At 45.0% G+C, this 23,953-nt stretch carries 21 protein-coding genes; 14 read left to right on the forward strand and 7 right to left on the reverse strand.

Annotated elements, in window-relative coordinates; translation table 11 throughout:
- Positions 1 to 331: 331 nt before the first annotated feature.
- Positions 332 to 1,333: an acyltransferase family protein gene (locus tag ABVF09_RS16700; protein ID WP_371069693.1), complete on the forward strand. Its 1,002-nt coding sequence runs from the start codon at positions 332 to 334 to the stop codon at positions 1,331 to 1,333.
- A 255-nt stretch (positions 1,334 to 1,588) separates the two neighbouring features.
- On the opposite strand, the gene ABVF09_RS16705 is transcribed toward ABVF09_RS16700, so the two are convergent.
- From ABVF09_RS16705 to ABVF09_RS16715, 3 genes are all read right to left on the reverse strand, one after another.
- Entirely contained in the window at positions 1,589 to 2,938 is a 1,350-nt protein-coding gene (locus tag ABVF09_RS16705; protein ID WP_026771911.1) for a YjiH family protein, read from the reverse strand.
- Positions 2,939 to 3,085: 147 nt separating this feature from the next.
- Positions 3,086 to 3,961: a fructosamine kinase family protein gene (locus tag ABVF09_RS16710; RefSeq protein ID WP_152525556.1), complete on the reverse strand. Its 876-nt coding sequence runs from the start codon at positions 3,959 to 3,961 to the stop codon at positions 3,086 to 3,088.
- 76 nt (positions 3,962 to 4,037) lie between these two features.
- Positions 4,038 to 4,775 carry a helix-turn-helix domain-containing protein gene (locus ABVF09_RS16715; protein WP_026771909.1) on the reverse strand — a complete coding sequence of 246 codons (738 nt, stop codon included), beginning with the start codon at positions 4,773 to 4,775 and terminating at the stop codon, positions 4,038 to 4,040.
- Between the two features lie 126 nt (positions 4,776 to 4,901).
- Here ABVF09_RS16715 and ABVF09_RS16720 point away from each other — a divergent pair, with 126 nt between their 5' ends.
- The 4 genes from ABVF09_RS16720 to ABVF09_RS16735 all read left to right on the forward strand — a co-directional run bounded on the left by ABVF09_RS16720 (position 4,902) and on the right by ABVF09_RS16735 (position 10,793).
- Positions 4,902 to 6,188: an extracellular solute-binding protein gene (locus tag ABVF09_RS16720; protein WP_371069694.1), complete on the forward strand. Its 1,287-nt coding sequence runs from the start codon at positions 4,902 to 4,904 to the stop codon at positions 6,186 to 6,188.
- Between the two features lie 116 nt (positions 6,189 to 6,304).
- Positions 6,305 to 7,519, forward strand: a complete 1,215-nt coding sequence (locus ABVF09_RS16725; protein ID WP_026570836.1) for a carbohydrate ABC transporter permease — start codon at positions 6,305 to 6,307, stop codon at positions 7,517 to 7,519.
- Positions 7,520 to 7,586: 67 nt separating this feature from the next.
- On the forward strand, positions 7,587 to 8,378 hold the full coding sequence (locus tag ABVF09_RS16730; RefSeq protein ID WP_035426988.1) for a carbohydrate ABC transporter permease: 792 nt from the start codon (positions 7,587 to 7,589) through the stop codon (positions 8,376 to 8,378).
- A gap of 96 nt (positions 8,379 to 8,474) precedes the next feature.
- A complete protein-coding gene (locus ABVF09_RS16735) occupies positions 8,475 to 10,793 on the forward strand; it encodes a glycoside hydrolase family 65 protein (RefSeq protein WP_371069695.1) in 2,319 nt (772 codons plus the stop codon).
- 523 nt (positions 10,794 to 11,316) lie between these two features.
- On the opposite strand, the gene ABVF09_RS16740 is transcribed toward ABVF09_RS16735, so the two are convergent.
- Positions 11,317 to 13,446 carry a choice-of-anchor J domain-containing protein gene (locus ABVF09_RS16740; protein WP_371069696.1) on the reverse strand — a complete coding sequence of 710 codons (2,130 nt, stop codon included), beginning with the start codon at positions 13,444 to 13,446 and terminating at the stop codon, positions 11,317 to 11,319.
- A 276-nt stretch (positions 13,447 to 13,722) separates the two neighbouring features.
- On the opposite strand from ABVF09_RS16740, the gene ABVF09_RS16745 reads away from it, so the two are divergent.
- Both ABVF09_RS16745 and ABVF09_RS16750 read left to right on the forward strand, forming a co-directional pair.
- The gene (locus tag ABVF09_RS16745; RefSeq protein WP_371069697.1) at positions 13,723 to 15,372 is read left to right on the forward strand and encodes an ABC1 kinase family protein; all 1,650 of its coding nucleotides are present in this window, start codon (positions 13,723 to 13,725) and stop codon (positions 15,370 to 15,372) included.
- The gene (locus tag ABVF09_RS16750) at positions 15,373 to 15,678 is read left to right on the forward strand and encodes a phasin family protein (RefSeq protein ID WP_026771903.1); all 306 of its coding nucleotides are present in this window, start codon (positions 15,373 to 15,375) and stop codon (positions 15,676 to 15,678) included.
- An 80-nt stretch (positions 15,679 to 15,758) separates the two neighbouring features.
- Here the strand turns inward: ABVF09_RS16750 and ABVF09_RS16755 are convergent, their stop codons facing one another.
- Positions 15,759 to 16,598 (reverse strand): STAS domain-containing protein, encoded by an 840-nt coding sequence (locus ABVF09_RS16755; RefSeq protein WP_026570831.1) that lies wholly within the window; start codon positions 16,596 to 16,598, stop codon positions 15,759 to 15,761.
- Positions 16,599 to 16,751: 153 nt separating this feature from the next.
- On the opposite strand from ABVF09_RS16755, the gene coxB reads away from it, so the two are divergent.
- The 4 genes from coxB (at position 16,752) to ABVF09_RS16775 (ending at position 20,318) form a co-directional block, all read left to right on the forward strand.
- Positions 16,752 to 17,447 (forward strand): cytochrome c oxidase subunit II, encoded by a 696-nt coding sequence (coxB, locus tag ABVF09_RS16760; RefSeq protein WP_371069698.1) that lies wholly within the window; start codon positions 16,752 to 16,754, stop codon positions 17,445 to 17,447.
- A 29-nt stretch (positions 17,448 to 17,476) separates the two neighbouring features.
- A complete protein-coding gene (locus tag ABVF09_RS16765; RefSeq protein WP_371069699.1) occupies positions 17,477 to 19,399 on the forward strand; it encodes a cytochrome c oxidase subunit I in 1,923 nt (640 codons plus the stop codon).
- A complete protein-coding gene (locus ABVF09_RS16770) occupies positions 19,392 to 19,964 on the forward strand; it encodes a cytochrome c oxidase subunit 3 (RefSeq protein WP_153463598.1) in 573 nt (190 codons plus the stop codon). Before ABVF09_RS16765 ends, ABVF09_RS16770 begins: the two co-directional genes overlap by 8 nt.
- A gap of 216 nt (positions 19,965 to 20,180) precedes the next feature.
- Positions 20,181 to 20,318: a hypothetical protein gene (locus ABVF09_RS16775; RefSeq protein ID WP_153463595.1), complete on the forward strand. Its 138-nt coding sequence runs from the start codon at positions 20,181 to 20,183 to the stop codon at positions 20,316 to 20,318.
- 189 nt (positions 20,319 to 20,507) lie between these two features.
- On the opposite strand, the gene ABVF09_RS16780 is transcribed toward ABVF09_RS16775, so the two are convergent.
- On the reverse strand, positions 20,508 to 21,224 hold the full coding sequence (locus tag ABVF09_RS16780; protein WP_026771902.1) for a YwaF family protein: 717 nt from the start codon (positions 21,222 to 21,224) through the stop codon (positions 20,508 to 20,510).
- 238 nt (positions 21,225 to 21,462) lie between these two features.
- Between ABVF09_RS16780 and ABVF09_RS16785 the strand changes: the two genes are divergently transcribed.
- From ABVF09_RS16785 to ABVF09_RS16795, 3 genes are all read left to right on the forward strand, one after another.
- Positions 21,463 to 22,806: a sodium-dependent transporter gene (locus tag ABVF09_RS16785; protein WP_153463589.1), complete on the forward strand. Its 1,344-nt coding sequence runs from the start codon at positions 21,463 to 21,465 to the stop codon at positions 22,804 to 22,806.
- Between the two features lie 142 nt (positions 22,807 to 22,948).
- The gene (locus ABVF09_RS16790; RefSeq protein ID WP_153463586.1) at positions 22,949 to 23,236 is read left to right on the forward strand and encodes a YwdI family protein; all 288 of its coding nucleotides are present in this window, start codon (positions 22,949 to 22,951) and stop codon (positions 23,234 to 23,236) included.
- Between the two features lie 14 nt (positions 23,237 to 23,250).
- Positions 23,251 to 23,619 (forward strand): DUF423 domain-containing protein, encoded by a 369-nt coding sequence (locus ABVF09_RS16795; RefSeq protein ID WP_371069700.1) that lies wholly within the window; start codon positions 23,251 to 23,253, stop codon positions 23,617 to 23,619.
- On the opposite strand, the gene ABVF09_RS16800 is transcribed toward ABVF09_RS16795, so the two are convergent.
- A complete protein-coding gene (locus tag ABVF09_RS16800) occupies positions 23,606 to 23,860 on the reverse strand; it encodes a hypothetical protein (protein ID WP_153463583.1) in 255 nt (84 codons plus the stop codon). The two genes, ABVF09_RS16795 and ABVF09_RS16800, sit on opposite strands and share 14 nt — an antisense overlap.
- Between the last annotated feature and the right edge of the window lie 93 nt (positions 23,861 to 23,953).

Below are 23,953 nucleotides of genomic sequence, written 5' to 3' on the forward strand. Positions count from 1 at the left end.
ATACATGTAAAATAATGGGAACTAGGTCTACTTTAAGACCGGATTCTCTTTTTTTATCTTACATCAAGACCACAATGTAAAATTTTAACTAATAAGGGAGGGTGACCCATTGATGCAATGCCAATGGGTCAGTCCCCCACCCTGTTACCATGGTAACAGGGTAAAGTTTTTTGCAAGGCTTTGCATTTTTTTACAAGCTGTTTAAGTTACATGACAATTCCATAACAACCTCTTTAAATTGCTCATCAGAATGCGAAAATATGATTAGAATGGGTATTAATTATACAGGAACAAAAAGTACGATGATTATTTTCGCGGAGGAATGAGGAACATGAAGAGGGATGCATTTTTTGACAATGCCAAGTTCCTGCTGATCTTTCTGGTAGTTTTCGGTCACTTGATTCAACCGTTAAAAACCGATTCAGCAGTAATCAATGTCTTATATCATTGGATTTATATATTTCATATGCCGGCGTTTATCTTACTGTCGGGATTCTTTGCAAAAGGCTCGGGAAGTAAGGGCTATATAGCGAAGTTATCGAAAAAACTGCTTTTGCCGTATATGATTTTCCAATTGTTCTATACAATCTATTACTTTTTTATCGGGAAAGGGGACTGGATGGCAGCTCCTTTTTATCCGCACTGGTCCCTTTGGTTTTTATTCAGCTTGTTCTGCTGGCACCTGCTACTGATCGTGTTCAGCAAGCTGTCGATGTTCAAAGGCCTGACAGTGGCAGTCCTTTTGGGAATAGTAGTAGGATACTTCGATAATATCGGCCATTCGTTCAGTTTATCCAGGACGTTTGTGTTTTTTCCGTTTTTCCTGCTTGGCTATTGGCTGACCAAGGAACAAGTTATGCTGGTCAAAACCAAATTGGTTAAATCAGCTTCGCTGATCATCATGACAGCAGCCGTTTTGGTTATAAGTATTTACCCTGATTTTTCAACAGACTGGCTGCTCGGTTCCAAGTCGTACGCAGCGATGGATGCGTCCACTTCCGGCGGATTGTCGCGGCTTGCCGTTTACGGCTCTGCACTGGTTATGACGCTCAGCATATTCGCCTGGGTTCCGCGGAAGCATGGAATATGGACCGAATTCGGGAAGCGTACGCTGTATGTCTACTTGCTTCATGGCTTTTTCATCCAGTATATCCGCCAGGAAGATTTGCTTTTCTACAACCATCCAGTGGATATCATCGGTTTTGCTGCTGTTTCCATGGCGATCGTACTCGTACTATCCAACAAAACGATACTTACCATCTGGCAGCCGTTTATTGAAGGAAATGCTTCCTTGTTGAAGGAAAAACTCTTCTCCCATCGCAAGCAGCGGTGATGACATAGATGATACAGCCGGTACAAAAGCAAAAACCGAACGAGGTACGAAATGCCTATGCATTCGAATCCGTTCGGTTTTTGTTTTTTATAAAAACATCCATGGCTGTTGCTTGATGTTTTTCCGCCAAATCTTGCGAAGGGCAACTCCTTTTTTAGAAGAAGAGACTTGGTTAGGGCACTTTCACACTCTGGTAGAGCCTTCTAAGCGATCCAGAGGGATTCCGCTTTGCCAAACAGCTCCGAGAGTGACGAATCAAAAAATGAGATGGGCTACCAGAACGATGATCGGCAAGGTGATGATGGTCCGCTCAAGAAAGATAATCACCAATTCATAAAACTTCACCGGTACCTTGGATCCAAGCAGCAGTCCCCCGACTTCGGACATATAAACCAACTGAGTGACAGAAAGTGCTGCAATCACAAACCGGGTAAGCTCACTTTCGATCGAGCTGCCGATAATCGCGGGCAGGAACATATCGGCAAAGCCGACCAATATCGTTTGCGAAGCCTCCGTTGCATTTGGTATCTGCATTACTTCCAATAATGGAATAAACGGAACACCAAGCCATTGGAAAAACGGTGTATATTCTGCAAGAATCAGGGCGACAAGACCGAATGCCATGACCACTGGTGCGACACCCATCCACATATCCAGCGTGTTTTGGGCACCCTGTTTGAAAAATTTCAACACGCTTGTTTCTTGCCCGCCACGGTCAACCGCCTGGCGGTATCCCCAGGTAAAGATGTTCTGTCCTTCTGGAATCCCTTCGTCTTTCACTTGGTCGCTATTGTCCACATACGTATCCGCTTTGCGTGAAAGCGGCGGAATCCTGGGCATAATCAGGGCTGCCACAAACCCTGCCAACAGTACAGTGGCATAGAAAGGAAGGAACATGTCCATCAGACCCACTTCGGATATTACTACAAGAGTAAAGGTAATGGAGACAATCGAGAAAGTTGTCCCGATAACTGCAGCTTCCCTTTTGGTATAGTACCCTTCTTCATATTGCTTGCTCGTGAGCAAAACACCGATTGTCCCGTCTCCGAGCCAGGAGGCAAGCGAGTCGATGGATGCCCGGCCGGGAAGTTTGAACAAAGGGCGCATTACTTTGGAAAGAAGCGTACCGAATAGTTCCAGCAGTCCATAATTCAATAAAAGCGGCAAGAACAAGCCGGCAAATAAAAATACGCTAAATAATACATGCAGCAAGTCCCCGAGAATAAAAGCGCCGGTGTCAGCCGAATATATTGCTTCATGGCCTAATTCGAAATAAACCATAATGGCAAATACCATTGCGGCAATCCGGGTTATCAGCCAAAACCAGCTGACATGGAAAAGCTGCTGGAAAAAGGGATAACGATCCAGCACTTGCTTTCCGGCTAGCTTCACTATCAGACTTGCAATCGCTGTAATGGCAATGATAACCGTCATGATGGCGGAAAGCTGATCAGCCAATAAATCCTGGAGCCAGTTGGACAGGATGGCAATCGGAATCGTCACCTCTCCATCGACAGCGATAGGAGTCATAAAAAGGAATATACCAATCAATGAAGGAATGATAAATTTAAGATGGTCAGCCAGTGTGTACTTTTTGTTTTCCATAAGGTCCTCCCTTGAAGAGATGACAACATATCTCTTCAATAAAAAATAATGATAAGTAAGTATAAAAATACAGCAATATTCATTTTAATGCATAAACATGAATTAGCCAACCGTTTTGTGCAAATTTTTCATAAGCAACTTTTTACATTATCCGATATATTCACTCAAAACACGGTCGACTGATGGTCCGTACACTTCCCCGAACATATTCAGATGAACCAATAAATAATAAAGCTGGTATAAAGGTTTTACATCGGAGTAATAGTCCGGTATAGGATATGCTTCCCGATAAGCTTTGTAAAAATCATCCGGGAACCCTCCGAATACTTCGGTAAAAGCGAGTTCAAACAGTCGGTCACCATAAAGTACAGAAGGATCGACTAAAAAAGGCTCGCCATCAGGACCCGGCAGCCAATTCCCACCCCATAAGTCACCATGCAGCAGGGACGGGGGAACGGATGCAGGAATCCAGTCATCCAGCCTGTCGAGAAGGACGGCCATCCGCTTTCGGCGTTTTTCCGGCATATTGCCTTGCGAGACAGCGGTATGCAACTGTGGTTCAAGGCGCTGTTCACGGTAGTAAGTGAGCCAGCTGTCAAACAATCCATTGGGCTGTGGAAGCGTCCCGATAAACGTGTCTTCGCAAAAGCCATGCTGGCTGTTTTGGTGCTGGTGCATTTCCGCAACCTTTCTGCCAAGCTGTTCTGTCGTAGTGCTGGCAGGAATTCCTTCAATCCAGTCGATCACAAGCAGACCGGTCTTCCCGTTTTCGGGTTCATCGTAATCAAGCACCTCCGGCACAGCTACAGTTCTCGTTTCTGCAATGGAACGAAGGCCCTTTGCTTCAACGCGGAAAAAGTGAGGGGGGATATTGTTGTTCCCTTTAATAAAGTACTCCCGTTCCTGTGTGCGTACATAGTATGCCTGGTTGATATCACCTCCGCCTACCTGACGTATTGTGTTTACCGATGAAAAGTCACCGATCGCAGTCAACTTTTCTCTAATCAGTTGTTCCACATAAATCTCCTTTCCAATTCAATGCAGGGAAAACGGTTTATGCTAATTTATATCCTAAATAAACCGTTGTATAACCTCGGATTTATTTCATGTGAAGATTGCGGAATTCCCGGGGTGTCATGCCTTCATAAAGCTTGAACTGGGAAGAAAAGTAGCTTTGGTTGCAGAATTTGAACAGCAGGGCAATTTCCGAGATGGAACTCGTGGTATGGAGCAAGTAATACTTTGCCTCCGTAATCCGTTTCTTATTGATGTATTTAACGATAGAAATGCCGACTTCTTTTTTGAAAAGATGGGACAAATAGCTTGGATGGACAAAGCAGAATTTACTGATAGAATCCAAGTTTAAATCCTGAAGAATGTGGTATTGGATATACGTAATAGCCCGATTTACCACTTTCCCATATGGAAGTTTTTTTTCTGTGTTGACGGTTTGGACGAAATGGGACAGCATTACATATTCCATCTGGTCGAGTGCTTGTAAATTATCCAGGCGTTCTATTTCCAGTATATAGGCATCGCTGAGCGTGAAAGCTGTCTCCGGATCAACTCCACCGTTGATGATCGCCCTGGTTAACAGCGTACAGGAGCAAATCAGTGAGTTTTTCATGGAACGATGCGGGGTGTGGGCAAGCTTAGGGCGTCTATCCTTATTGATGCTTTGCATGATGTGGGTGGCTTTTTCGATGTCTCCCCGGGCTACTGCTGCAAGCAGCTGACTTTCCAGCAGAAAGGAAGGGTGATAGTACTCATTGTTCCTGTTTTCCAGTTTCATTGTCAGGTAACTGGTAACCACCGGGTTCTGGGTCGAATGATCCATGGCCTTCTCTCCATTTCTATCTAAAAATTTAATAACAATCTAAAAAATTTAGTATTCATTGAAAGCGCTATCGTTATACAATTAATTATAGTTAAATATATATAAATAACAAGGAGGTCAATCAACATGAAAAAATGGCTGTCATTTTTATTTGCTATTGCACTAATGGCGCTTGTGCTGGCTGCATGCGGGGGAGACGAAGAATCCAGCCAGGAAAGCGGAGAGGAAACGTCCGGTGAAACCGGAGGTTCCGATAGCGAATCAAGCGGGGAAGTAACCACCGTCACATTTGCTGCACAAAGTGATGATACACCTGCAACCAAGGCTGCAATTGAAGAATTTAACAATAGTCAGGATCAATATAAAGTGGAATGGACACAGATGACCAACGACTCTGCACAAATGCATGATCAATTACTTACTTCTTTATCCAGCGAAGCGGGAGAATATGATGTTCTGTCTCTCGATGTGGTCTGGGCTGGAGAATTCGCCGGGGCTGGATACTTGGAGCCGATCGATATGATGATGGATGATGCAGGTTTGAATATCGATGACTTCAATGCCGGATCGATGACATCCGGAAACTACAAAGGGAAACAATATACCCTTCCATACTTCCCGGATGTGGGTCTGTTGTTCTTCCGCAATGATATTGTCTCGGATGAAGATGCTGAAAAGTTGATTTCCGGCGACTATACCTATGAAGAACTTGGAGAAATGGCCGGGCGTTATGCCTCGGAAAATGACATCAGTAACGGGTTTGTTTATCAATCCAAGCAATATGAAGGCCTGACAGTGAATGCCAACGAATTTACCAACCAATTCGAAGATGTGGAATCAGGCTTGCAAACGATGTATGATTTCACTACTGCTGATTGGACACCCGACGATATCTTGAATTATGCAGAAGGAGAGGCATCCACTGCCTTTGAAAACGGGAATGCCGTTTTTGAGCGGAACTGGCCGTATATCTATGGCCGGCTTAAAAATCCGGAAGAAAGCGGGGCGACAGTCGACGTAGAGAATGTGGAAGCAGCACCGCTTCCGAATGGCGGGTCTGTCGGCGGCTGGCTGTTGGGAATCAACGCGAACTCCGATGTGAAAGAGGGCGCCTGGGAGTTCATTCAATTCTTGTCAGGCCCGGAAGGACAGAAAATTCTTTCTACAGAAGGAAGCTATCTGCCAGGATACAATCCATTGCTTGAAGACCAGGAAGTGCTTGATTCCAATGAACTGCTGACGATGGAAGGATTCCAAAATGCGCTTCAAAGCACCATTGCCCGTCCGGTATCAGCAGATTACTCGGAAATCTCAAACGAAATCCAGGTTGCTGTCCATAAATACTTGAGCTCCGGGGAAGGCCTGGACGATGCAGTCCAAACGATCGAGGATGCCACCAGCGAAGAAGAATAAGGAGCAGAAAAATACAGGTGGAATAAAAGGGCTCTTTCACAAGGGCCCTTTTCCACTTTCATTGTTATGAAAAGGAAGAACCGCATTATATCAAGAGTCGGGAGGGACATAGCCTTATGAGAAAAATGGGTTTTCGTGAATTTTTATTTATTGTTCCTATTCTGTTGCTAATCGGCATCTTTTCCCTGTGGCCGGTTCTTCAGTCCTTTACGTACAGCTTCTTCGACTTTCAGTTGAATGACCGTACAAAATCAGGACTTTACCTAAATGAACGGTTTAATGTCGATTTATACAAGGAAACATCCTTGTATGTCGATCGCTTTATCTCCCAGGACATGGAGACAATTACAGGTGAAGAAGACAAAGCCAATGCCCAGGAAGTTATCGACCAATTGAACAGCCTGGATGAGGAATTCGATAATGAAGAAGGAGTCATCACGATCAGCAGTGAGCAAAAGAAACAGATAGAAGCTGCTTATGAAAATGCCGATTCGACGGTCCAGACATTGGCTGATAACTATGAATTACAGCAAGAAGAAAACCTGCCGCTGCTAGTGGAAGATATCAAAAACAGTTTGATAGAGTCCAATTTCATTGGCTTCCAAGGTTATAAAAAGGCATTACAGGATCATTTTGTGCTTGATGCACTTAAGCATACTCTTGTATTTACGTTTGCCAGTGTCGCATTGGAGTTGGTTCTCGGGCTCGGCATGGCCATGGTCATGAACCAGGGGATTCGTGGAAAAGGGTTTATCCGGACTACCTCTTTGATTCCTTGGGCGATTCCTACCGCGGTGGCTGCCTTGATGTGGAGCTATCTGTACGATGGCAGTGCGGGTGTCGTGGCCGAAATTTTTTCGAATATTGGGCTGCTGGATGAACCGACCGATTTAATGCAGACAGGAGCAGGGGCAATGACCGCGGCAATCCTGGCTGACGTATGGAAAACCACTCCTTATATGGCCATTTTGCTGTTGGCCGGCCTGCAAAATATTCCAGGCTCCTTATATGAAGCCTCGTCGATTGACGGAGCGGGCAGAGTCCAGAATTTCTTCCGTATCACCTTGCCGTTATTGAAGCCATCGATTCTCGTCGCTTTATTGTTCCGGACACTGGATGCATTCCGGATTTTCGATTTGATTTACGTGTTGACCGGTGGCGGTCCGGGAGGCTCGACCGAAACCTTGTCGGTTTACTCGTATAAAGTGATGTTCGGCCAGACGAATTTTGGATACGGATCTGTCGTCGTCATGATCATGTTTGTGTGCGTCGCGATCATTTCCACTATTTATGTCAAATTCCTTGGAACGAACATCATGGATAGAAATTAAGGAGGGAAGCATGATGGCAAATAATGCAGGTGCAGAGAAAAAAGGCTTTGGCTGGCCGTTTTGGATAATGCTTATTTTTTACTTAGTAATCATCGTTTTCCCGTTTATCTGGATTTTGATCACTTCCTTTAAACAGACAGGCGAGATTTACGGCAACAATCCATTTTCCATCATCCCGGAAAATCCGACGATGCAGCACTATGCTGATGTAATCATGGAAAAAGGGATTTTGCGGGCGATCGGCAACAGTCTGATTGTATCGGGTGTGACGACTGTCTACATCGTGATAGTGGCGACCTTTGCCGCCTATGCGATATCCCGCTTTGATTTTCGCGGAAAAAATATACTTTTAGGCATTGTATTGGCTGTTTCTATGTTTCCGCAAATGATCGTAATCGGACCTATTTATAATTTGTTCATCGATTTGGGTTGGACGAATAGTTACTGGATCACGCTTCCGTACTCATCGATCACTTTGCCGATGGCTGTCTGGATACTGGTCACTCACTTCAACCAAATCCCGCTGGCATTGGAGGAGTCTGCCCGGATCGATGGTGCATCGGCTTTCCAGACGCTCTATAAAATCGTGTTTCCGTTGGCGGCACCCGGTGTATTCACGGTTGCGATCATCACGTTCATCACGGCATGGAATGAATTTGTGCTGGCAATCACGATCAATTCCAATTCCGAATACCATACGGTTCCTGTCGCTATTTCCTTTTTGCGCACCCAATTCGAGATTCTTTGGGGACAGGTTGCTGCAGCTACGATACTCGTGACTATTCCGACACTGGTGATTGTATTGCTATTCCAGCGACAGATTGTCAATGGACTCACGCAAGGCGGGGTCAAAGAATGACATCACTCCCTGCTCAAGTAGGACATTTGTAACAACAGACGAATTATTATATGGTAATCAAAACAAACACCATTATTGCATAGGAGGTTGAGGCACATGACTTGGAAAATATATAGCCACTCCTTGCGTGATACCGATCTTTTAAACGAAGAAAGCCTGTTCTTTTTGGGAAATGGCTATCTCGGTGTGAGAGGGAGTTTTGAAGAAGGCTACGGTCCTTCGTTTGAGTCCATTCGCGGAACATATTTAAATGCTTTTCATGATACCATCAATATTTCGTATGGCGAGAAGCTTTACGGTTTTCCCGCGACCCAGCAAAAAATGCTCAATGTCATCGATGCTCAGACCATCGATATATACATTGGGGACGACAAAGAAAAGTTCGCCATCACAGAAGGGGAAATCCTTGATTATACGCGGACCCTTCACATGGACAAAGGATATACGGAAAGAAGCATCCACTGGCTGTCCCCTAGCGGCAAGGAAGTGAAGCTCACTTTTCAGCGCATGGTATCCTTTATCCATCGTGAGTTATTTATTAGCAAAGTGATTATCGACCCGATCAATTTCAATGACAAAGTCACCGTAATGTCTACGGTGGACGGGGATATTTCCAATTACATCAGCATGGATGACCCGCGCCTCGCTGCCGGCCATTCCAAGAGCCTGGCTGTAAAGGATATAGAGGTTCATAATGATACGGGGTATATCATGTGCGAAACGGAAACTTCCGGGTTGCAAGTCGGCTGCCACACGAGCCATTACCTTCCGAACAATAACGATATTGAGCCGGACATTGAACAGGATGAACAAAAGATATACTTTTCGTACACATTTGATAAAAAGAAGACAGATGCAGTGGAGATCATTAAGCAAAATATCTATGTCGATACGTTGAGGCATGGAGATGATTTGAAGGACCGGGCGAAAAGCATTTACTATCGTCTGCGGGATGTCGAATTCGAAACCCTCCTCCGGTCACAGGAAGACTATTTAAAGCTTTTCTGGGAGCGAAGCGATGTAGAGATTCAAGGCGAAGCGAAGCTGCAGGAAGGCATCCGTTTTAACTTGTACCATCTGCTGCAATCGTCAGGACGAGATAAATTCAGTAACATTTCCGCCAAGGGACTGTCCGGAGAAGGTTATGAAGGCCATTATTTCTGGGATACGGAAATCTATTTATTTCCTGTCTTTCTGATGACCAATCCAGAATTGGCCAAGCAGCTGCTCATCTACCGTTACTCGATCCTTGAACAGGCAAGGCAATGGGCACGGACACTTGGACATAGGCAGGGAGCTTTGTTTCCGTGGCGGACGATAACAGGCGAGGAATGCTCTTCCTATTTTCCGTCGGGGTCTGCCCAGTATCATATCAGCGCGGATATAGCTTATAGTTATATCCAGTATTATTTTGCCACCCATGACGAGCAGTTCATGCTTGATTATGGTGCAGAGTTATTGATTGAAACGGCAAGATTATGGATGGATACCGGACACTTCAGACGAGATGGAAGTTTTGCGATTGACGAGGTGACGGGTCCAGATGAATATACATGTCTGGTGAACAATAACTATTATACCAATGTAATGGCCAAGCATAATCTGCTGTGGGCAGCCAAGATTGTGGAACGTTTGCCTAAATGGGATGAACGGATAGCGGAACAGTTATTTGATCAGATTGGTTTTGAGAAAAAGGAAATCGAAGCTTGGAAGCGGGCGGCGGAGAATATGTATCTGCCTTATGATCCTGAGTTGGATATCAATCCCCAGGATGATTCGTTTCTTCATAAAAAGAGGTGGGACCTCTCGGAGACACCTGATGAAGAAAAACCGCTGCTGCTTCATTATCATCCGTTGACCTTGTATAGATACCAAGTATGCAAACAAGCAGATACGATTTTGGCACACTTTTTATTGGAGGATGAACAGCAGTATAGCACATTGGAGAACACGTATGATTACTATGAAAAAATCACTACCCATGATTCGTCGCTGTCGTCATGTGTGTTCAGTATCATGGCGTCCAAGCTGGGATATATGAAAAAGGCATATGATTATTTCATTGAAACGGCCCGGCTTGATTTGGATAATACCAAAGGCAATACGAAGGATGGATTGCATATGGCCAACATGGGCGGTACGTGGATGGCGATCGTCTTCGGTTTTGCTGGTTTGCGCATCAAAGAAGACGGACTGCATATGGCTCCGCAGCTGCCGGATGAATGGGATAGCTACTCCTTCCACGTACAATACAACCATCAAGTCATCAAAGTGGACAGAGAAGTGAACAAACTAGTTCTCCACTTGCTCGAAGGACCAGATCTACCTATATGTGTCAACGGTGAAAAATACACCCTAAGAGCCGAAAAAGACCTAGTCATCAATCCGGAAACAAAAGCGGAAGCGACCGAATAGCGACGAAAAAACTGGACCTCGCCCGCAGGAGATAAAGGAAACACGGAGCGTAAGCGACGATGTTGACTTATCGTACGGAGGCGAGGGAAGTTTTAGGAGTCGCTGGGAGCTGGAGCTGGATGAAACAAAAGCGGAAGCGACCGAATAGCGACGAAAAAAGTGCGCCCCCGCAACGGGGGTGGTTCAGCGTTGCCGCGCAAAGCGGCGGTATTAGTCTGCTCTATAACGTTCTGCTAACAAAGTGAACGGACAAAGCGAAACAAAATTGCTGGATATATTTTTATGTAGTCCGCAGCCCGAATCCACTACGCTTTCCGCAGCGTCGGATTTCAGCAAGCTTTTGGTCAACAGTGAAGGGAAATCCTCTATCTTTCACTTTTATCTAGTTAAGTTCCAAGAGAATGCTAGATTTATATCTCCTAAATAGAGGGAAAAGAAAAGCAGAACCGCTCGGGCTAAGGCAAGAGCGGTTCTGCTTTATGGGTAAAAGAGGGGAGCACACGACGTACAGTGAACCAGGTTCTTATTTCTGCTTTTTCTTCTTTTTTGGTCCCTTACTATCTTTTAATTCAATATTGTATTCAAACGGCACGGAATCAATACTTCCCTGTGGAGCGGCATACCAGGTAGTCATATAATTTGTTCCTTTTTTAAATAAATTACGCAAATTCAGAGCGTCGGCTTCCGTTATATTAAATGGATCCACATGATAGACTTTGAACTTGCCATGTTTATCTTCATTGACGAAAGTAACTGAATAATTGACGTATTGTTCAAGCAGCTCCTCTTTTGATTGTAATCCATCCATCGAGGACCCATCATACACCAAATCGATTTCTGGAATGGCGATATTATCGACAAACCAACCGGAGTCAGTCGTTCCCCAGTCCGTCAAATAACGGAAAGATATATATTTTTTTTGCCCAGCATAATCAGATAAATCAAACGTTTCTTGTTGCCAGTCATCAACATAACCGGTGAATCCAGGTACATTCTCTTTGATCTTCGGATAACCTTCCTCGACTACATCTGATCTAGTATGTTCATTTTCGAGACTGGTCCATGATTTCCCTTCGTCCGTTGAAACTTGGACAACACCGAAATCCCATTGTTCTTCGATATCAATGTAATGGTCGAATTGAAGGGAAGCTTCCGAAACATCCGATAAATCCGCTTCAAAGATCAGACTATTGTCTGCTTCATCTCCATCATTTCCCCAATAAACCTGGTTGCTGGAACCCAGCGGATCTGTGACAGTCTGCCAAGGGCTTGGCAGGAAGTCAACGCCGTCAAAGGTAATGTTTTCGATTTTTCCTTCAAAATCCAGCAGCTTGTAATCGGCCCCCCATGCAGGAACGCCATCTTTTTCGTACAAGGAAGCTTCTTCAAAGTTAACCGTATTTCCTCTAGTTTCACCGTCTTCTACCGGTATTTCGCGTAAGTCGATTGAATCAAAACCATAAATGCCTTTTTTGCCTTTCACTTTCTGGTTTTCATCGATCAACAAGGCAGTGACGAACTTTTCGAAGACGCTTTGGAAATCCTCTTTGATACCGAAGTCCTTGTACGCCTGGTTATAGCTTTCAATGCCATGCAGCGGACTGGTAGCAACATCACGTATGAATTCCTGTCCGAATTGCTCGTAATTGTACAAAGTGAACAAATAGACAAGGCCATAATCAGCAATCGTTTCCGGACCTGTATCGGCTCCGACATGTTCATCCCAATTCACCAGGGAATTTTCCGGATGATCGAGCAGGAAGTTGATTGAACCATAATCGTGCCCATACCCCCCTAGATATTCAGAGAATGTCGACATTCCTTCATTAAGCCAAGTAGTTTCTGTACTGTCGTTATCATTGTGGATCAAATGCTGGAATTCGTGCATTGTAGTGGCGAAGAAAGTACTTTCCAGGCGTTCTTCCCAGTTATTTGCATCTATTGTAACAATGTTTCGGTCGATATAGCTCTCCAATGTACTCCAGAAAAAACCAGCGACAAAGAACGGGTAATCCGGATCATGGTAGTTATCGTCTTTGATGTTATCAACCAGCATGATTGTTTTGTCATTGCCATCTTCCGACTGGTAGTATCCTTCTGGAAGCCCAACCATATCCGGAAGCGGAGAATTGCTTCCGTCGAGAGAATCAGGAGTTCCAAAGAATGCAGTTGTTTTCGGGAAAATATTTTCGTCAAACTCATCAGCAAGCTTGTCTACCTGTTCCTGAGTTACGACCTGTGGATCTCTAGGATCCCCCTCCGGGAAACTAAGATCCTCTGCAACCCAAATTTCCACGTTGTCGCCTACGCTGCGCAAGGTGAATTCTTTAAAGCTCAAGTCGCGATCGAGAAACAGTTTGGTTCCGCCATCATATGTGAATCCTTCATCGGTTGTTGTACTGCTTGCCGTCTCGGCTTCGTTGAAATTCACTTTTGCTGCTGATTGTTTAATCAGCTTTCTTGCTTCTTTTTGAAACTCCTCATCTTTCGACTTCTCGTTCAACTCTGCACTGATGTCCAACTCGTCCCCATACCGCTCGATGTTCCATCTTTCCGTGCTTTCTGCTGCCGCTGTCTGGTTGGAAGCAACAGGTGCAAACAAAGAAAAAGACAATACACTAGTAGAAATGATTGCGGTTAGTTTTTTCTTCAAATAACATTCCCTCCCCGAAATATAGATCAATAGGTGTGCTCCGCCATTTATCATTATAGTTATTTTTTCGCAATATTTGGAATAGTTATTTGGTAGCATTTCTACGACAGCATCCGCTGCCCGACTAGGCTTATGGACTTCTTTAACGGCTCATTCGATAGCCGACGACAAGCTTTGTGAAAAGGTGCTCGTTTTTTCTGCTCCCGATACGGGTATCTATTACTAATAATCAGGCACGGCCTTGGATAAGAGTGTGCATAGTGGATGGTGGTTTTAGTGAAATACAATACACTGTACCGAATATACAGCATCGTTTTCATGACAATGAAATTTCTCCTGCAAATTTACAGCTTCCAGTTCATACACCGTGTCTGGGACAAGGAAACCAATAAAAAATGGGAACGGATGCTGGCCGGGCAAGCCAGAGAGTATCGCAAAAATGCTTTGGAACTCGGTGGCTTGATGATAAAATTCGGTCAATTTTTAAGTACGCGAAGGGATTTACTGCCAGCTGCCTTTATAAAAGAGTTAGAAGGACTGACGGACAAAGTCAAATCGGTTCCGTTTAAGTATTCCCGGCAAACACTCGAGGAAGAGTGGGAGACAAATCTGGAAACACATCTTGCCGATTTCGACCGCTATCCAGTTGCGTCCGCGTCTATTGGAGAAGTGTACAAGGCAAAGCTGCATAACGGGGCGCCTGTTGCAGTAAAGGTAAGAAGACACCGTGTCGAAGAAGTTTTTCACAAGGACTTCCGGGCGCTGCGTATCGTGTTTTGGCTATTATCCCGGTTCACGATTTATGGAAAAAAAGCAGATTTGCAGAAGTTATATAAGGAAATTGTCTCGGTGATGAGTCAGGAGCTGGACTTTGAACAGGAATTGCAATATGCCAACTATTTCAAAAAGCGGTTCAAAGAAAATGAGAATATCCACATTCCGGAATACTATGATGAGTTGTGTACAGACAGGGTACTGGTAATGGAATGGGTCGATGGGGAAAGAATCGATAATCTTTCTTTTATGCAAGAACACGGCATCGATCGAAAACAAATAGCCAAGGCGTTATTTGATTTTTACATCGATCAATTCATCAATCCCGGGGTCTTCCATGCGGACCCCCATGTCGGGAACCTTCTTATTCAACAAGACGGAACGATCGCCGTTCTTGACTTCGGCATGGCAGGGGAAATCCGGAAAGAAGATACAAAGCAGTTGCGGAGTGTTGTGCAAGGAGTCATCCTGGATGATTATGACCGTGTGATACATGCGCTGCTTGAAATGGATTTCCTTCTGGAAAACTATGATACAGAAAAAATAAAAAAACTATTGAAGAAAACACTCGATATCTATCAGGAGCAAGCAGGACAGCGGATGCAGGGTGAATTGCTGGAACAGGTCATGGAGGATCTTCAAGTGTTTGTGAAAGAACAACCGATCCAGCTTCCGGCCGATTATGCATTCCTGGGCAGGGCGGCATCTATCTTGCTTGGTGTACTGTTATCGATTTATCCGGAAGTAGACATGGTGAAATGGGCACGTCCTGTCGTGAAACAGTGGGCCTCCGGTGAGGATGGCAAAGGATCCATTTATACAGAGGTGTTTAAAGAATCGGCCCGTCCTCTGCTGTCGCTGCCACGAGAACTGATTGACTGGATGAACGATGGGGAAAGGGATCGTGAATGGGCAAAAAACAAACAGCGCTATAAATTCATGCATCAATACTACTTATTTTACGCAGCCATCTGTTTTTTCTTATTAACTGTCGCTGCTGCCGTGTTTTCCGCTGGTTGGTTCATAGACTCCCGCGAACTCATAAAGGGCGGCGCGTTTGCGAGTGGAATGTTTCTCATTTTGTTGGGTGCACTGGCAAGGAAGCACCACAAGATGATTCACTCTTTAAAACATAAAAGGAGGTTTTGGTAAATGAGTGATTTGCTGAAAAGAGGATTTCTGCTTGGACTGGGAGCTGCAGTACTTGGAAAAGAAAGCTTGAAAAAGAAGTTGGACGAAATGGTGGCGAACGATGAATTGACAGTGAAACAAGCGAGAGAAATGCTGCGGAAATTCACCGAAAGAGGAGAGTCGAAAGCGGCGGAATGGAGTGAACAGCAGGCTGATCAGAAAAATAAAATCATTGATGAACTGGGAATCGCGACGAAAGAGGAACTGCAAGAATTGGAGATAAGACTTCAAAAACTGGAAAACTTTCATTACAAAGAAAACGAGTGATAGTCTTGCCGGCTTTCCCGTTAAACTTTCAAGCTTCAAACGGGAAAGCCATCATGTTCGATAATACGAGCAGACGCCAATCAGCTTTGCTGCTGGCGGAGCATTTCCACTGCCTGTTTCAAATGCGATTTTGTAATGACGCCTTTGTCTTTGAACAAGCCTAGTTTCATTGCCCTTATGCTCATTTCCGGCTTAATGCCGGTAAGAATTGGCGAAATTCCAAGCAGCTTTAATAAATCCAGCAGCTTATATAAATAACTGACAAATAAATCGTTTACCGTAACAACGCCGGAAAGGTCGATAACCAACCAGTCAATCGCCAGCTTGCTGGCTTTTTGGGTGGTTTCCTCGAGAAGGATTTCCGCCCGTTTTTCATCTATTTCCCCGATCACCGGCAGTATGGCTACCTGATCCATAATCGGGACGATCGGCGTTGATGCTTTCAAATACTTTTCTTCAAAACTGCTTAATTTTCGTTCATCTTCTTCCTTCAGGGTAATGCTTACCCCATGGATGATATGATTATACAACTGATCGATTCTTGTCATCGTTTCCAAAGCTTCGTGATATTGATTCTCGGCAGCTATTTCTTCTATGAATGACCAGAGGACACGCTTATGTACACTCAATTTGGCCAGCGAGTCGGATAAACTGTTTTTCCGTTCGACCAGCAATTGGCCGGTTTTCTGCCCCCATTTAACAGCTTCTTGATTGGAAACTTCATTATCAGGCAGCAAGTCGGCAATCGTCGTGATCAAGTCATGCAAAAATTGATAGGACAACTCGTGGTCGATTTCTGTATGGTCCTGGAAAGTTTCCGGAAAACTTTCAAACAACTTTTGGAGCAGTGAATCGGACAGCTGCTGGACGTTTTCCTGCAGTTGCTTTTGAAAGTAAGCGAGCTGTTGGATTTGTTCCAATTCTTCACCTCCCCTTGTAAGTTTGCTTGAATACATTATAACTGGTATGTCTTGTTTATGCCATTGGGAACTCTTCTTCTGACGGAGGTTGGCATGCGGGACCTTCATGACGGTGTAACGTAAGTACCTTAAAGGAAAGAAAAGGTGGATAGGATGAAAAAAGCTTGGATTGTATTGCTTTTATTATTGAATGGTTGCCAAATCAGGACACTGAACCCGCACAGCCAGGTCGCTGGAGACCAAGCCATGTTAATTTATTTGAGCTTTGCCATCATGATTGCCGTGATGGCGGTAGTGTTTGTACTTTTGATTCGATTCGCCTGGAAATACAAACAGACTGCGAAAAACAAAGATGACGTCCCGGAGGAAATTAATAGCAATAAACGGCTTGAAATCATGTGGACACTGTTCCCGGTTCTGCTGTTGGCCATCCTTGCAGTTCCGACGGTTGTCGTCACCTACCATGTTTCACCTGAATCGAGAAACGGAACAGACAATGCAGCCGCCAATGAGGCGGCAATTCATATTCAGGTGACAGCGGAACGCTATGATTGGACATTCACCTATGAAAATGGCAAACAGTCGAATCGATTGGTTTTACCAGTCGGTGAACAAGCTATCCTCCATCTGCAATCGGAGGATGTCATTCATTCCTTTTGGGTACCGGAACTTGGCGGCAAGCAGGATGTCATACCTGGAAAAGAAATTTTGTTTGAAGTGACCCCGGATAAAACCGGAACGTTCCTGGGAAAATGCGCAGAATTTTGTGGCGTGAACCATGCCCTGATGAGGTTCGACACCGATGTATTGCAAGAAAAAGCTTACCGTAACTGGCTGCAGGAAGAATGAGAGAATTCATTTAATAAAGGGTGGAAAACATGACATTGCCTATTTGGGACAACGTATTATACATGCCTGGAGATGTAATAGCTGCCTGGATCATGATGTTGTTGGTGGGGCCGATACTCTTGCTATGGTTGAGTAAAACAAAGAAATGGCCGTTGGTTTGGGAGTATATGCGGACGACGAATCACCGGAAAATCGGCTCCATGTACGTGTTGTTCGGTTTTCTGTTTTTTCTGCGGGGTGGGATCGACGCTTTGTTGATGCGTACTCAATTGGCGGTCCCGGAAAACAACTTCTGGGTGTTTCAAGGAGACAAATACAATGAAGTTTTTTCGACGCATGGAACCATGATGATTTTTTTCGCAGCGATGCCGCTGCTGATCGGGTTGATGAATATCGCGGTTCCTTTGCAAATCGGCGCCAGGGATATGGCGTTTCCATTTCTGAATGCAGTGAGCTTTTGGATGTTCTTGGCCGGAGGCATGCTGTTCAATATGGCCTTTTTCCTGGACAGTTCCCCAAATGCGGGCTGGACTGCCTACACTCCTTTATCCACCGATACATATACACAGACAGAAGGCAATGACTACTATTTATTTGCTCTGCAGGTTTCCGGGCTGGGGACTACGTTGACGGCTGTCAATATGATCGTAACGATTTTGCGACATCGCGCCCCCGGAATGAAATTGAACCGGATGCCGTTGTTTCCTTGGGCCACGCTCGTCACGTCCCTTTTGATTCTGGTCGCTTTCCCGGTATTGACGATTGCCTTGTTTTTATTGATGTTTGAAAGGTTGTTTGATACCTCCTTTTTCTCAGGTGAAGCAGGTAATCCAGTATATTGGCAGCATTTGTTTTGGATTTTCGGCCATCCAGAGGTGTACATTTTGGCTTTGCCGGCATTCGGCATCTTTTCTGATGTCATTTCAACTTTTTCACGAAAAAAGGTGTTCGGTTATACTGCGATGGTGCTGTCGCTTTGCCTGATTGGTTTTCTTGGATTTATGGTTTGGGCGCACCATATGTTCACCGTAGGTCTTGGACCGATGGCAAATACCTTTTTTGCGATCACTACCATGTTGATAGCCATTCCCACCGGTATCAAAGTGTTCAACTGGTTGTTTACCATGAGGAATGGCGTGGTCCGTTTTACTGTGCCCATGCTGTTTGCACTCGCTTTTATTCCAACTTTTGTGATGGGCGGAGTCACCGGAGTGATGCTGTCCGTCGCGGCAGCGGACATGCAGTTTCACGATACACACTTTGTCGTCGCCCACTTTCACTATACGATTATCGGCTCCACGATACTGGGGGTTTTTGCAGGAATTTATTACTGGTATCCAAAAATAACGGGCAAATTGTTGGACCGTCGTCTCGGCATCTGGCATTTGGGTTTATTCATCACTGGTTTTCATTTAACGTTTTTCCTCATGCACATCACTGGGTTGAATGGAATGCCAAGACGGACGTACACCTATCAGTGGGGCGAGAACTTATTTGCATTTAACTTTATCAGCACGATCGGGGCATTTCTTATGGGGGCGGGAATGGCTGTGTTCATCTGGAACATTATCCGCACTCGGCAATCAGGGGACCATGCAGGGGCGGATCCATGGCAAGGGCGGACGCTGGAATGGCTTGTTTCTTCTCCGGCTCCGGAACACCCATTTACAAAGCAGCCGGTCGTAGATCAGCGGGATGCGTTTTGGTATGCCAAGCAAGCAGGAAGGCGGATGGCTGCCGGAACAGATAGCCGGCCTGCTCCAATTGCGGGCAAAAGCATCCAGCCGCTATGCATAGGTGCGATACTCTGGCTGTTATCGCTTTCCATGATTTATCAATGGTGGATACTGGCAGTCTTGAGCGGCGTTCTGGTGTTGGTGATGTTCTTGCTGCGGACGTGGCGTGATGAACGGATAAATACAATCGGAAAGGAGGGGACTGCCGATGAGTAAACAGGCGCAAGCGTTGTTTTTGGATAAAAGGATGGGATTTTTCATTTATCTATTCGTTGAAGGGATCATGTTTGCCGTTTTATTTGCCACGTATATCGTTTATACACCTTCACATCCCGGCCCCGATCCGCGGGATGTCTATTCTGTTCCATCGGTTTTGCTGGCATCGTTCTGCTTGTTCGCAAGCAGTGCAACCCTGCTTTTGGCCGAAAAGGGATTGAGCCGGAAGAGTATGCCTTTAGTCAGGGGGGGCATGGCGGCCACTTTTTTCCTCGGGGCCGGCTTTTTTCTTTTGGAAATCTACGAATATTTTCATTACGTGACGGAAGGATATACCTTTACTGTGAACAACTTTTTATCCTCCTTTTATATCCTGACCGGCCTGCATGCCGTCCATGTATTGTTCGGTTTATTATGGATGGTGGTGTTGACCCTGCACTCCTTTCGAACGCTGCCGTATGGACTTTATCAGGAAAAGCAGAAAATCTTTCAATATTATTGGCATTTCGTAGATGGAGTATGGTTGTTCATATTATTGATCGTATACCTACCATATATAGTGTAAGCGCATACAATATTGACGGTTCAATACTTTCTTGAATTTCTAGTAGACAGGCATAAAAGTCGCCAAATTTCAATAAAATTGCCTTTATTTTTTATAATTTTTTGAAAATAGCATTGAATATTTGGCATTTTAAAAGTAAAATAAACTGTAAACACTTAACGTTCAGGCACCTGTGGGGGGATGCCAACTTTTTCGAATGAGGAGGATAAACTCTGAATGATTGACTACACTGTATTTGTGAGCAATATAGAAAAGGAGTTAAAACGGGAACTCTGTAACGAAGAATTGGAATTCGTCCTATGGATGTATGGAAGGTATATAGAAGATCAACAGCAAATGAATTTTGTCATTTAAATAGATAGCCTGATAAAGCCTTGGAGCCTGTAGCTGCAAGGCTTTCTTGTTGTAAAGGAAATGATGAAATTAACTGTCTATGGATAATTATTGGCTGAAACAGCCGCATCCAGCTCCAGCGCCTACCCCCTCGAGGTCTTAAACCCATCCTCTGTGTGGCAAAAAACGCCACGAAATATGGAGGGGACATCATTTATTTTTCTCGGTGAAGAATTTTGCCGCTCCATACAAAAGGGCGAAGGCGATAAATGCTGCCATGACAAGATTCACATAATAGCTAGCCCCGTTGCCGAAATGGCTGAGCAGGGTATCGGCCGCAGGTTTTGCCAGATACAAGTAATTAGCTCCTGTCAATGGATTGATTAGCGTACCTATTACAAGCGCATAACCTGTCAGTAACAAAAATGACTGTAGCATCGATGCCAAAGTGATCCGTACAGGGGTGGAAAAAACCAGAAAAATTCCCGACCAGGAAATGGCAAGATGATGTAGGAAGAACTTCCAGAAACGGAAGTGTTCCGGCCCATAAGGTAAATCAGGCGTGATCAATGCCAGCATGGCTGGAACGACGGCAAGAAAATAAGTTAGCCTTATTAACGATTTATTCTGAAAGAGCAGCGCCAGCATCGCTATGATGGACGCTATGCCGCACAGGTGGAGTGGCATGTGATCCGGAAAGCGCCAAACTCCATGGTAAATGGCCCACCCCTGAAAAGAAAGCTCGCTGGAAAAAAGCATAAGGAATAACAGCCATCGTATGATGAGCCGGACAGAGTTTGTCTGCAATTGTTCACGTAGAAAAAACATGGCCAATACTCCGCAGGCATAGGCAGTCAGCATAAGCAAATGGCTGGTTGAAAATGGCTGAAACATATCAGTCGAAGACACATCGAACCACGCACCCATCCGTCATTCCTCCTTCTGCATCTAGCTCTCTACCAAACTAGCATAATGTACCAGGGACATCCAAGGAAATTCCTGTTGAAAACTTGTTTTCCTCGCGTTATTGTATTAAGAAATGTTTTTTATTATGATAGGAAAGTATGTTTAAAAAACGCACGTGAATCGGCGTAGAAAAAAACGGGCTGGGAGTTTTTGTCCAGCTCTTAAAACAAAAAAGATGGATACGGAAAGGAGTTGGACCATGAATTCCACAAGGGAAAGCTGGGCATCGAAACTCGGTTTCATGCTTGCAGCGATGGGTTCTGCTGTTGGACTGGGCAACATTTGGCGTTTCTCTTATGTAGCCGGCGAAAATGGCGGCGGAGCCTTTTTGATTTTGTATCTTGCGAGCATTGTCATTATCGGCATACCATTATTGCTCGCCGAAGTCAGTATCGGCCGCAAGGCAAAAAGTGACGTGGTCGGGTCTTACCGGACACTCGCTCCCCGAAAGCCATGGTATTTGGCAGGTTTTCTTGGAGTCTTTGGAGCGCTTTTGATTTTAGGGTTTTACAGTGTGGTGGCAGGCTGGTCCATGTATTATTTTTGGAATTATCTAACAGGTCAATTTTTTACGGTACCAGAGCAAGGTTATGGTGCAGCCTTCGAGATGTTCACCTCTTCCACTGCACAGCCTTTGTTGTGGCACGCCATTTTCATGGTGCTGACCATTGCGATTGTTTTGACGGGGATCAAAAAGGGCATCGAGCTTGCGAACAAAATTTTCATGCCGGCATTGGCTGTGTTATTGATCATCCTTGCCGGCTTCAGCTTGTCGTTGGATGGTGCGATGGAAGGGATGCGTTTTTTGTTCCAACCTGATTGGAGTGTACTCAGCGATCCATCTGTTTATATTGCCGCCCTCGGACAGGCGTTTTTCTCCCTTAGTTTAGGAGTCGGAGTCATGATGACATATGGAAGCTATCTTGGAGATCACCACAAGCTCCCGGGAGCAACTGTCGGTATCGGTTTGATGGATACCTTCTTCGCTGTTATCTCCGGGGTCGTCATCTTCCCGGCGGTATTTGCCTTTGGTATTGAACCAGACTCTGGTCCTGTGCTTGTGTTTATCACCCTCCCGGATATATTCAGCCAAATTCCATTTGGCGGGATTGTAGGAATCCTGTTTTTCTTGTCGTTGACGCTTGCTGCAGTCTCTTCATCTGTTTCTTTGCTGGAGGTGCCGGTAGCCTATCTGATGCGTTCCTTTAAATGGAGCCGTAAACTGGCCGCCATCATTACCGGGATAGTGATCTTTGTCTTGGGAATAGGCGCTTCCCTGGGAATGGGAGCTTGGTCAGGCTTCACGCCAATCGGTCAGCTTAACATCATGGATTCCATGGATTATGTAGCTTCCAACATTTTTCTTCCGATCGGCGGTCTGGTGATGGCGATGTTCATCGGATGGTATTTCAATAAAATGGACGCATTGACTGCCGCGGATTTGCAGCATGCTACGGTGGGCCATTGGTGGTATGTGATTGTAAAATACTTTGCACCTGTGATCATTTTGCTGATCTTCTTGAATGCCCTTGGTGTTTTGTAGGGAATGGTCATGGAAGGACGGGGGAAGTGAAGCGAAGCCTCCTTCCATGTTATACTTAGTTGGTTGAAGCAATAATAAAGAAGTAGCTATCGGCAGTTCGCTGATACGGCTAGTCTACTTGGGAAATAGAAGGAGGGATTCCATGGCAATTTCCAATCAGTCCGTTTTGACGAAAATGATGAGTGAATTGCAGGAAGCTCTGGCGAATAACGATCAAACTGCAGCTGTGAGAGAGCATGTCCGTGCGGTGCGTATGTTATGCGACTTAATGCTGGAAGAAGGCAATGCTGAAGCCGGACCGGAACAGGAATTGGCGAAAATGATGGGCGGTATGCACACTGGAAAGACTGGGTCATCAGGAATCCAATCTGCCGGAAAGCAAACGGCAGATCATGGAGAAGCAAACGGCAATTCGATTTTTGACTTTTAACAGAGGTGAAAATAATGAAATTGTTTCTGATTTTTGGCGTTATCAATGGTTTTCTGGCAGTAGCCCTGGGAGCGTTCGGGACTCATGGGCTGGAAGGGAAGATTTCCGAAAAAGCTTTGTCCACATGGGAGAAGGCCGTAAATTATCAAATGTTCCATACAATGGCGTTGCTCGTTACCGGACTGCTGGCCAGCCGCTTTCAAGCGGCCAGTCTGTCCACGGCTGGATGGTTGTTCTTTGTGGGCATCGCCCTGTTCTCGGGAAGTTTATATGTTTACGCGACGACAAGCGTCAAGTTTTTTGCCATGGTCACTCCGTTGGGCGGGTTGGCTTTCCTGGCTGGCTGGATCGTCCTTGGATATGCTGCGATTAAATTAATATGATCGCCAAATAACTGATAAGCACAAGGATGAAAAAAGCCCTGGCCATTTGTTGAGCGAATGGAAGGGTATGTTGTTTTTTATGCTCGGCAAGTCCTTCAAAAATAAAGCTGAAAGCCAGGAAATAGAACGCTGCGATTATCATGAACAGGCTTGCTTTGACAAGTGCGATCACCCCTAGAATCAAGGCAAGTCCCATCATGAGCAGCTGCAATTGAAAGAATTTTTTATAGGGATGCTTCACTAGGCAAGGCCTCCTTTTTTCCGTGTGATTGAATATCGACAATACGTGTTGCTGGCTTTCGTCAGCAGAAGAAACCCTTGCATGCTAAAAACC

This window comes from Sediminibacillus sp. JSM 1682029 (assembly GCF_041366435.1).
GTDB lineage: Bacteria > Bacillota > Bacilli > Bacillales > Amphibacillaceae > Sediminibacillus > Sediminibacillus terrae.

Excerpts from the sequence above, each read along its gene's own strand:
- ABVF09_RS16705 (WP_026771911.1), bottom strand. The coding sequence starts at position 2,938 with ATGGAAAACAAAAAGTACACACTGGCTGACCATCTTAAATTTATCATT.
- ABVF09_RS16775 (WP_153463595.1), top strand. The coding sequence starts at position 20,181 with ATGATTGACTACACTGTATTTGTGAGCAATATAGAAAAGGAGTTAAAA.
- ABVF09_RS16725 (WP_026570836.1), top strand. The coding sequence starts at position 6,305 with ATGAGAAAAATGGGTTTTCGTGAATTTTTATTTATTGTTCCTATTCTG.
- ABVF09_RS16780 (WP_026771902.1), bottom strand. The coding sequence starts at position 21,224 with ATGGGTGCGTGGTTCGATGTGTCTTCGACTGATATGTTTCAGCCATTT.
- ABVF09_RS16765 (WP_371069699.1), top strand. The coding sequence starts at position 17,477 with ATGACATTGCCTATTTGGGACAACGTATTATACATGCCTGGAGATGTA.
- ABVF09_RS16785 (WP_153463589.1), top strand. The coding sequence starts at position 21,463 with ATGAATTCCACAAGGGAAAGCTGGGCATCGAAACTCGGTTTCATGCTT.
- ABVF09_RS16770 (WP_153463598.1), top strand. The coding sequence starts at position 19,392 with ATGAGTAAACAGGCGCAAGCGTTGTTTTTGGATAAAAGGATGGGATTT.
- coxB (WP_371069698.1), top strand. The coding sequence starts at position 16,752 with ATGAAAAAAGCTTGGATTGTATTGCTTTTATTATTGAATGGTTGCCAA.
- ABVF09_RS16750 (WP_026771903.1), top strand. The coding sequence starts at position 15,373 with ATGAGTGATTTGCTGAAAAGAGGATTTCTGCTTGGACTGGGAGCTGCA.
- ABVF09_RS16735 (WP_371069695.1), top strand. The coding sequence starts at position 8,475 with ATGACTTGGAAAATATATAGCCACTCCTTGCGTGATACCGATCTTTTA.
- ABVF09_RS16790 (WP_153463586.1), top strand. The coding sequence starts at position 22,949 with ATGGCAATTTCCAATCAGTCCGTTTTGACGAAAATGATGAGTGAATTG.
- ABVF09_RS16715 (WP_026771909.1), bottom strand. The coding sequence starts at position 4,775 with ATGGATCATTCGACCCAGAACCCGGTGGTTACCAGTTACCTGACAATG.
- ABVF09_RS16720 (WP_371069694.1), top strand. The coding sequence starts at position 4,902 with ATGAAAAAATGGCTGTCATTTTTATTTGCTATTGCACTAATGGCGCTT.
- ABVF09_RS16795 (WP_371069700.1), top strand. The coding sequence starts at position 23,251 with ATGAAATTGTTTCTGATTTTTGGCGTTATCAATGGTTTTCTGGCAGTA.
- ABVF09_RS16700 (WP_371069693.1), top strand. The coding sequence starts at position 332 with ATGAAGAGGGATGCATTTTTTGACAATGCCAAGTTCCTGCTGATCTTT.
- ABVF09_RS16730 (WP_035426988.1), top strand. The coding sequence starts at position 7,587 with ATGCTTATTTTTTACTTAGTAATCATCGTTTTCCCGTTTATCTGGATT.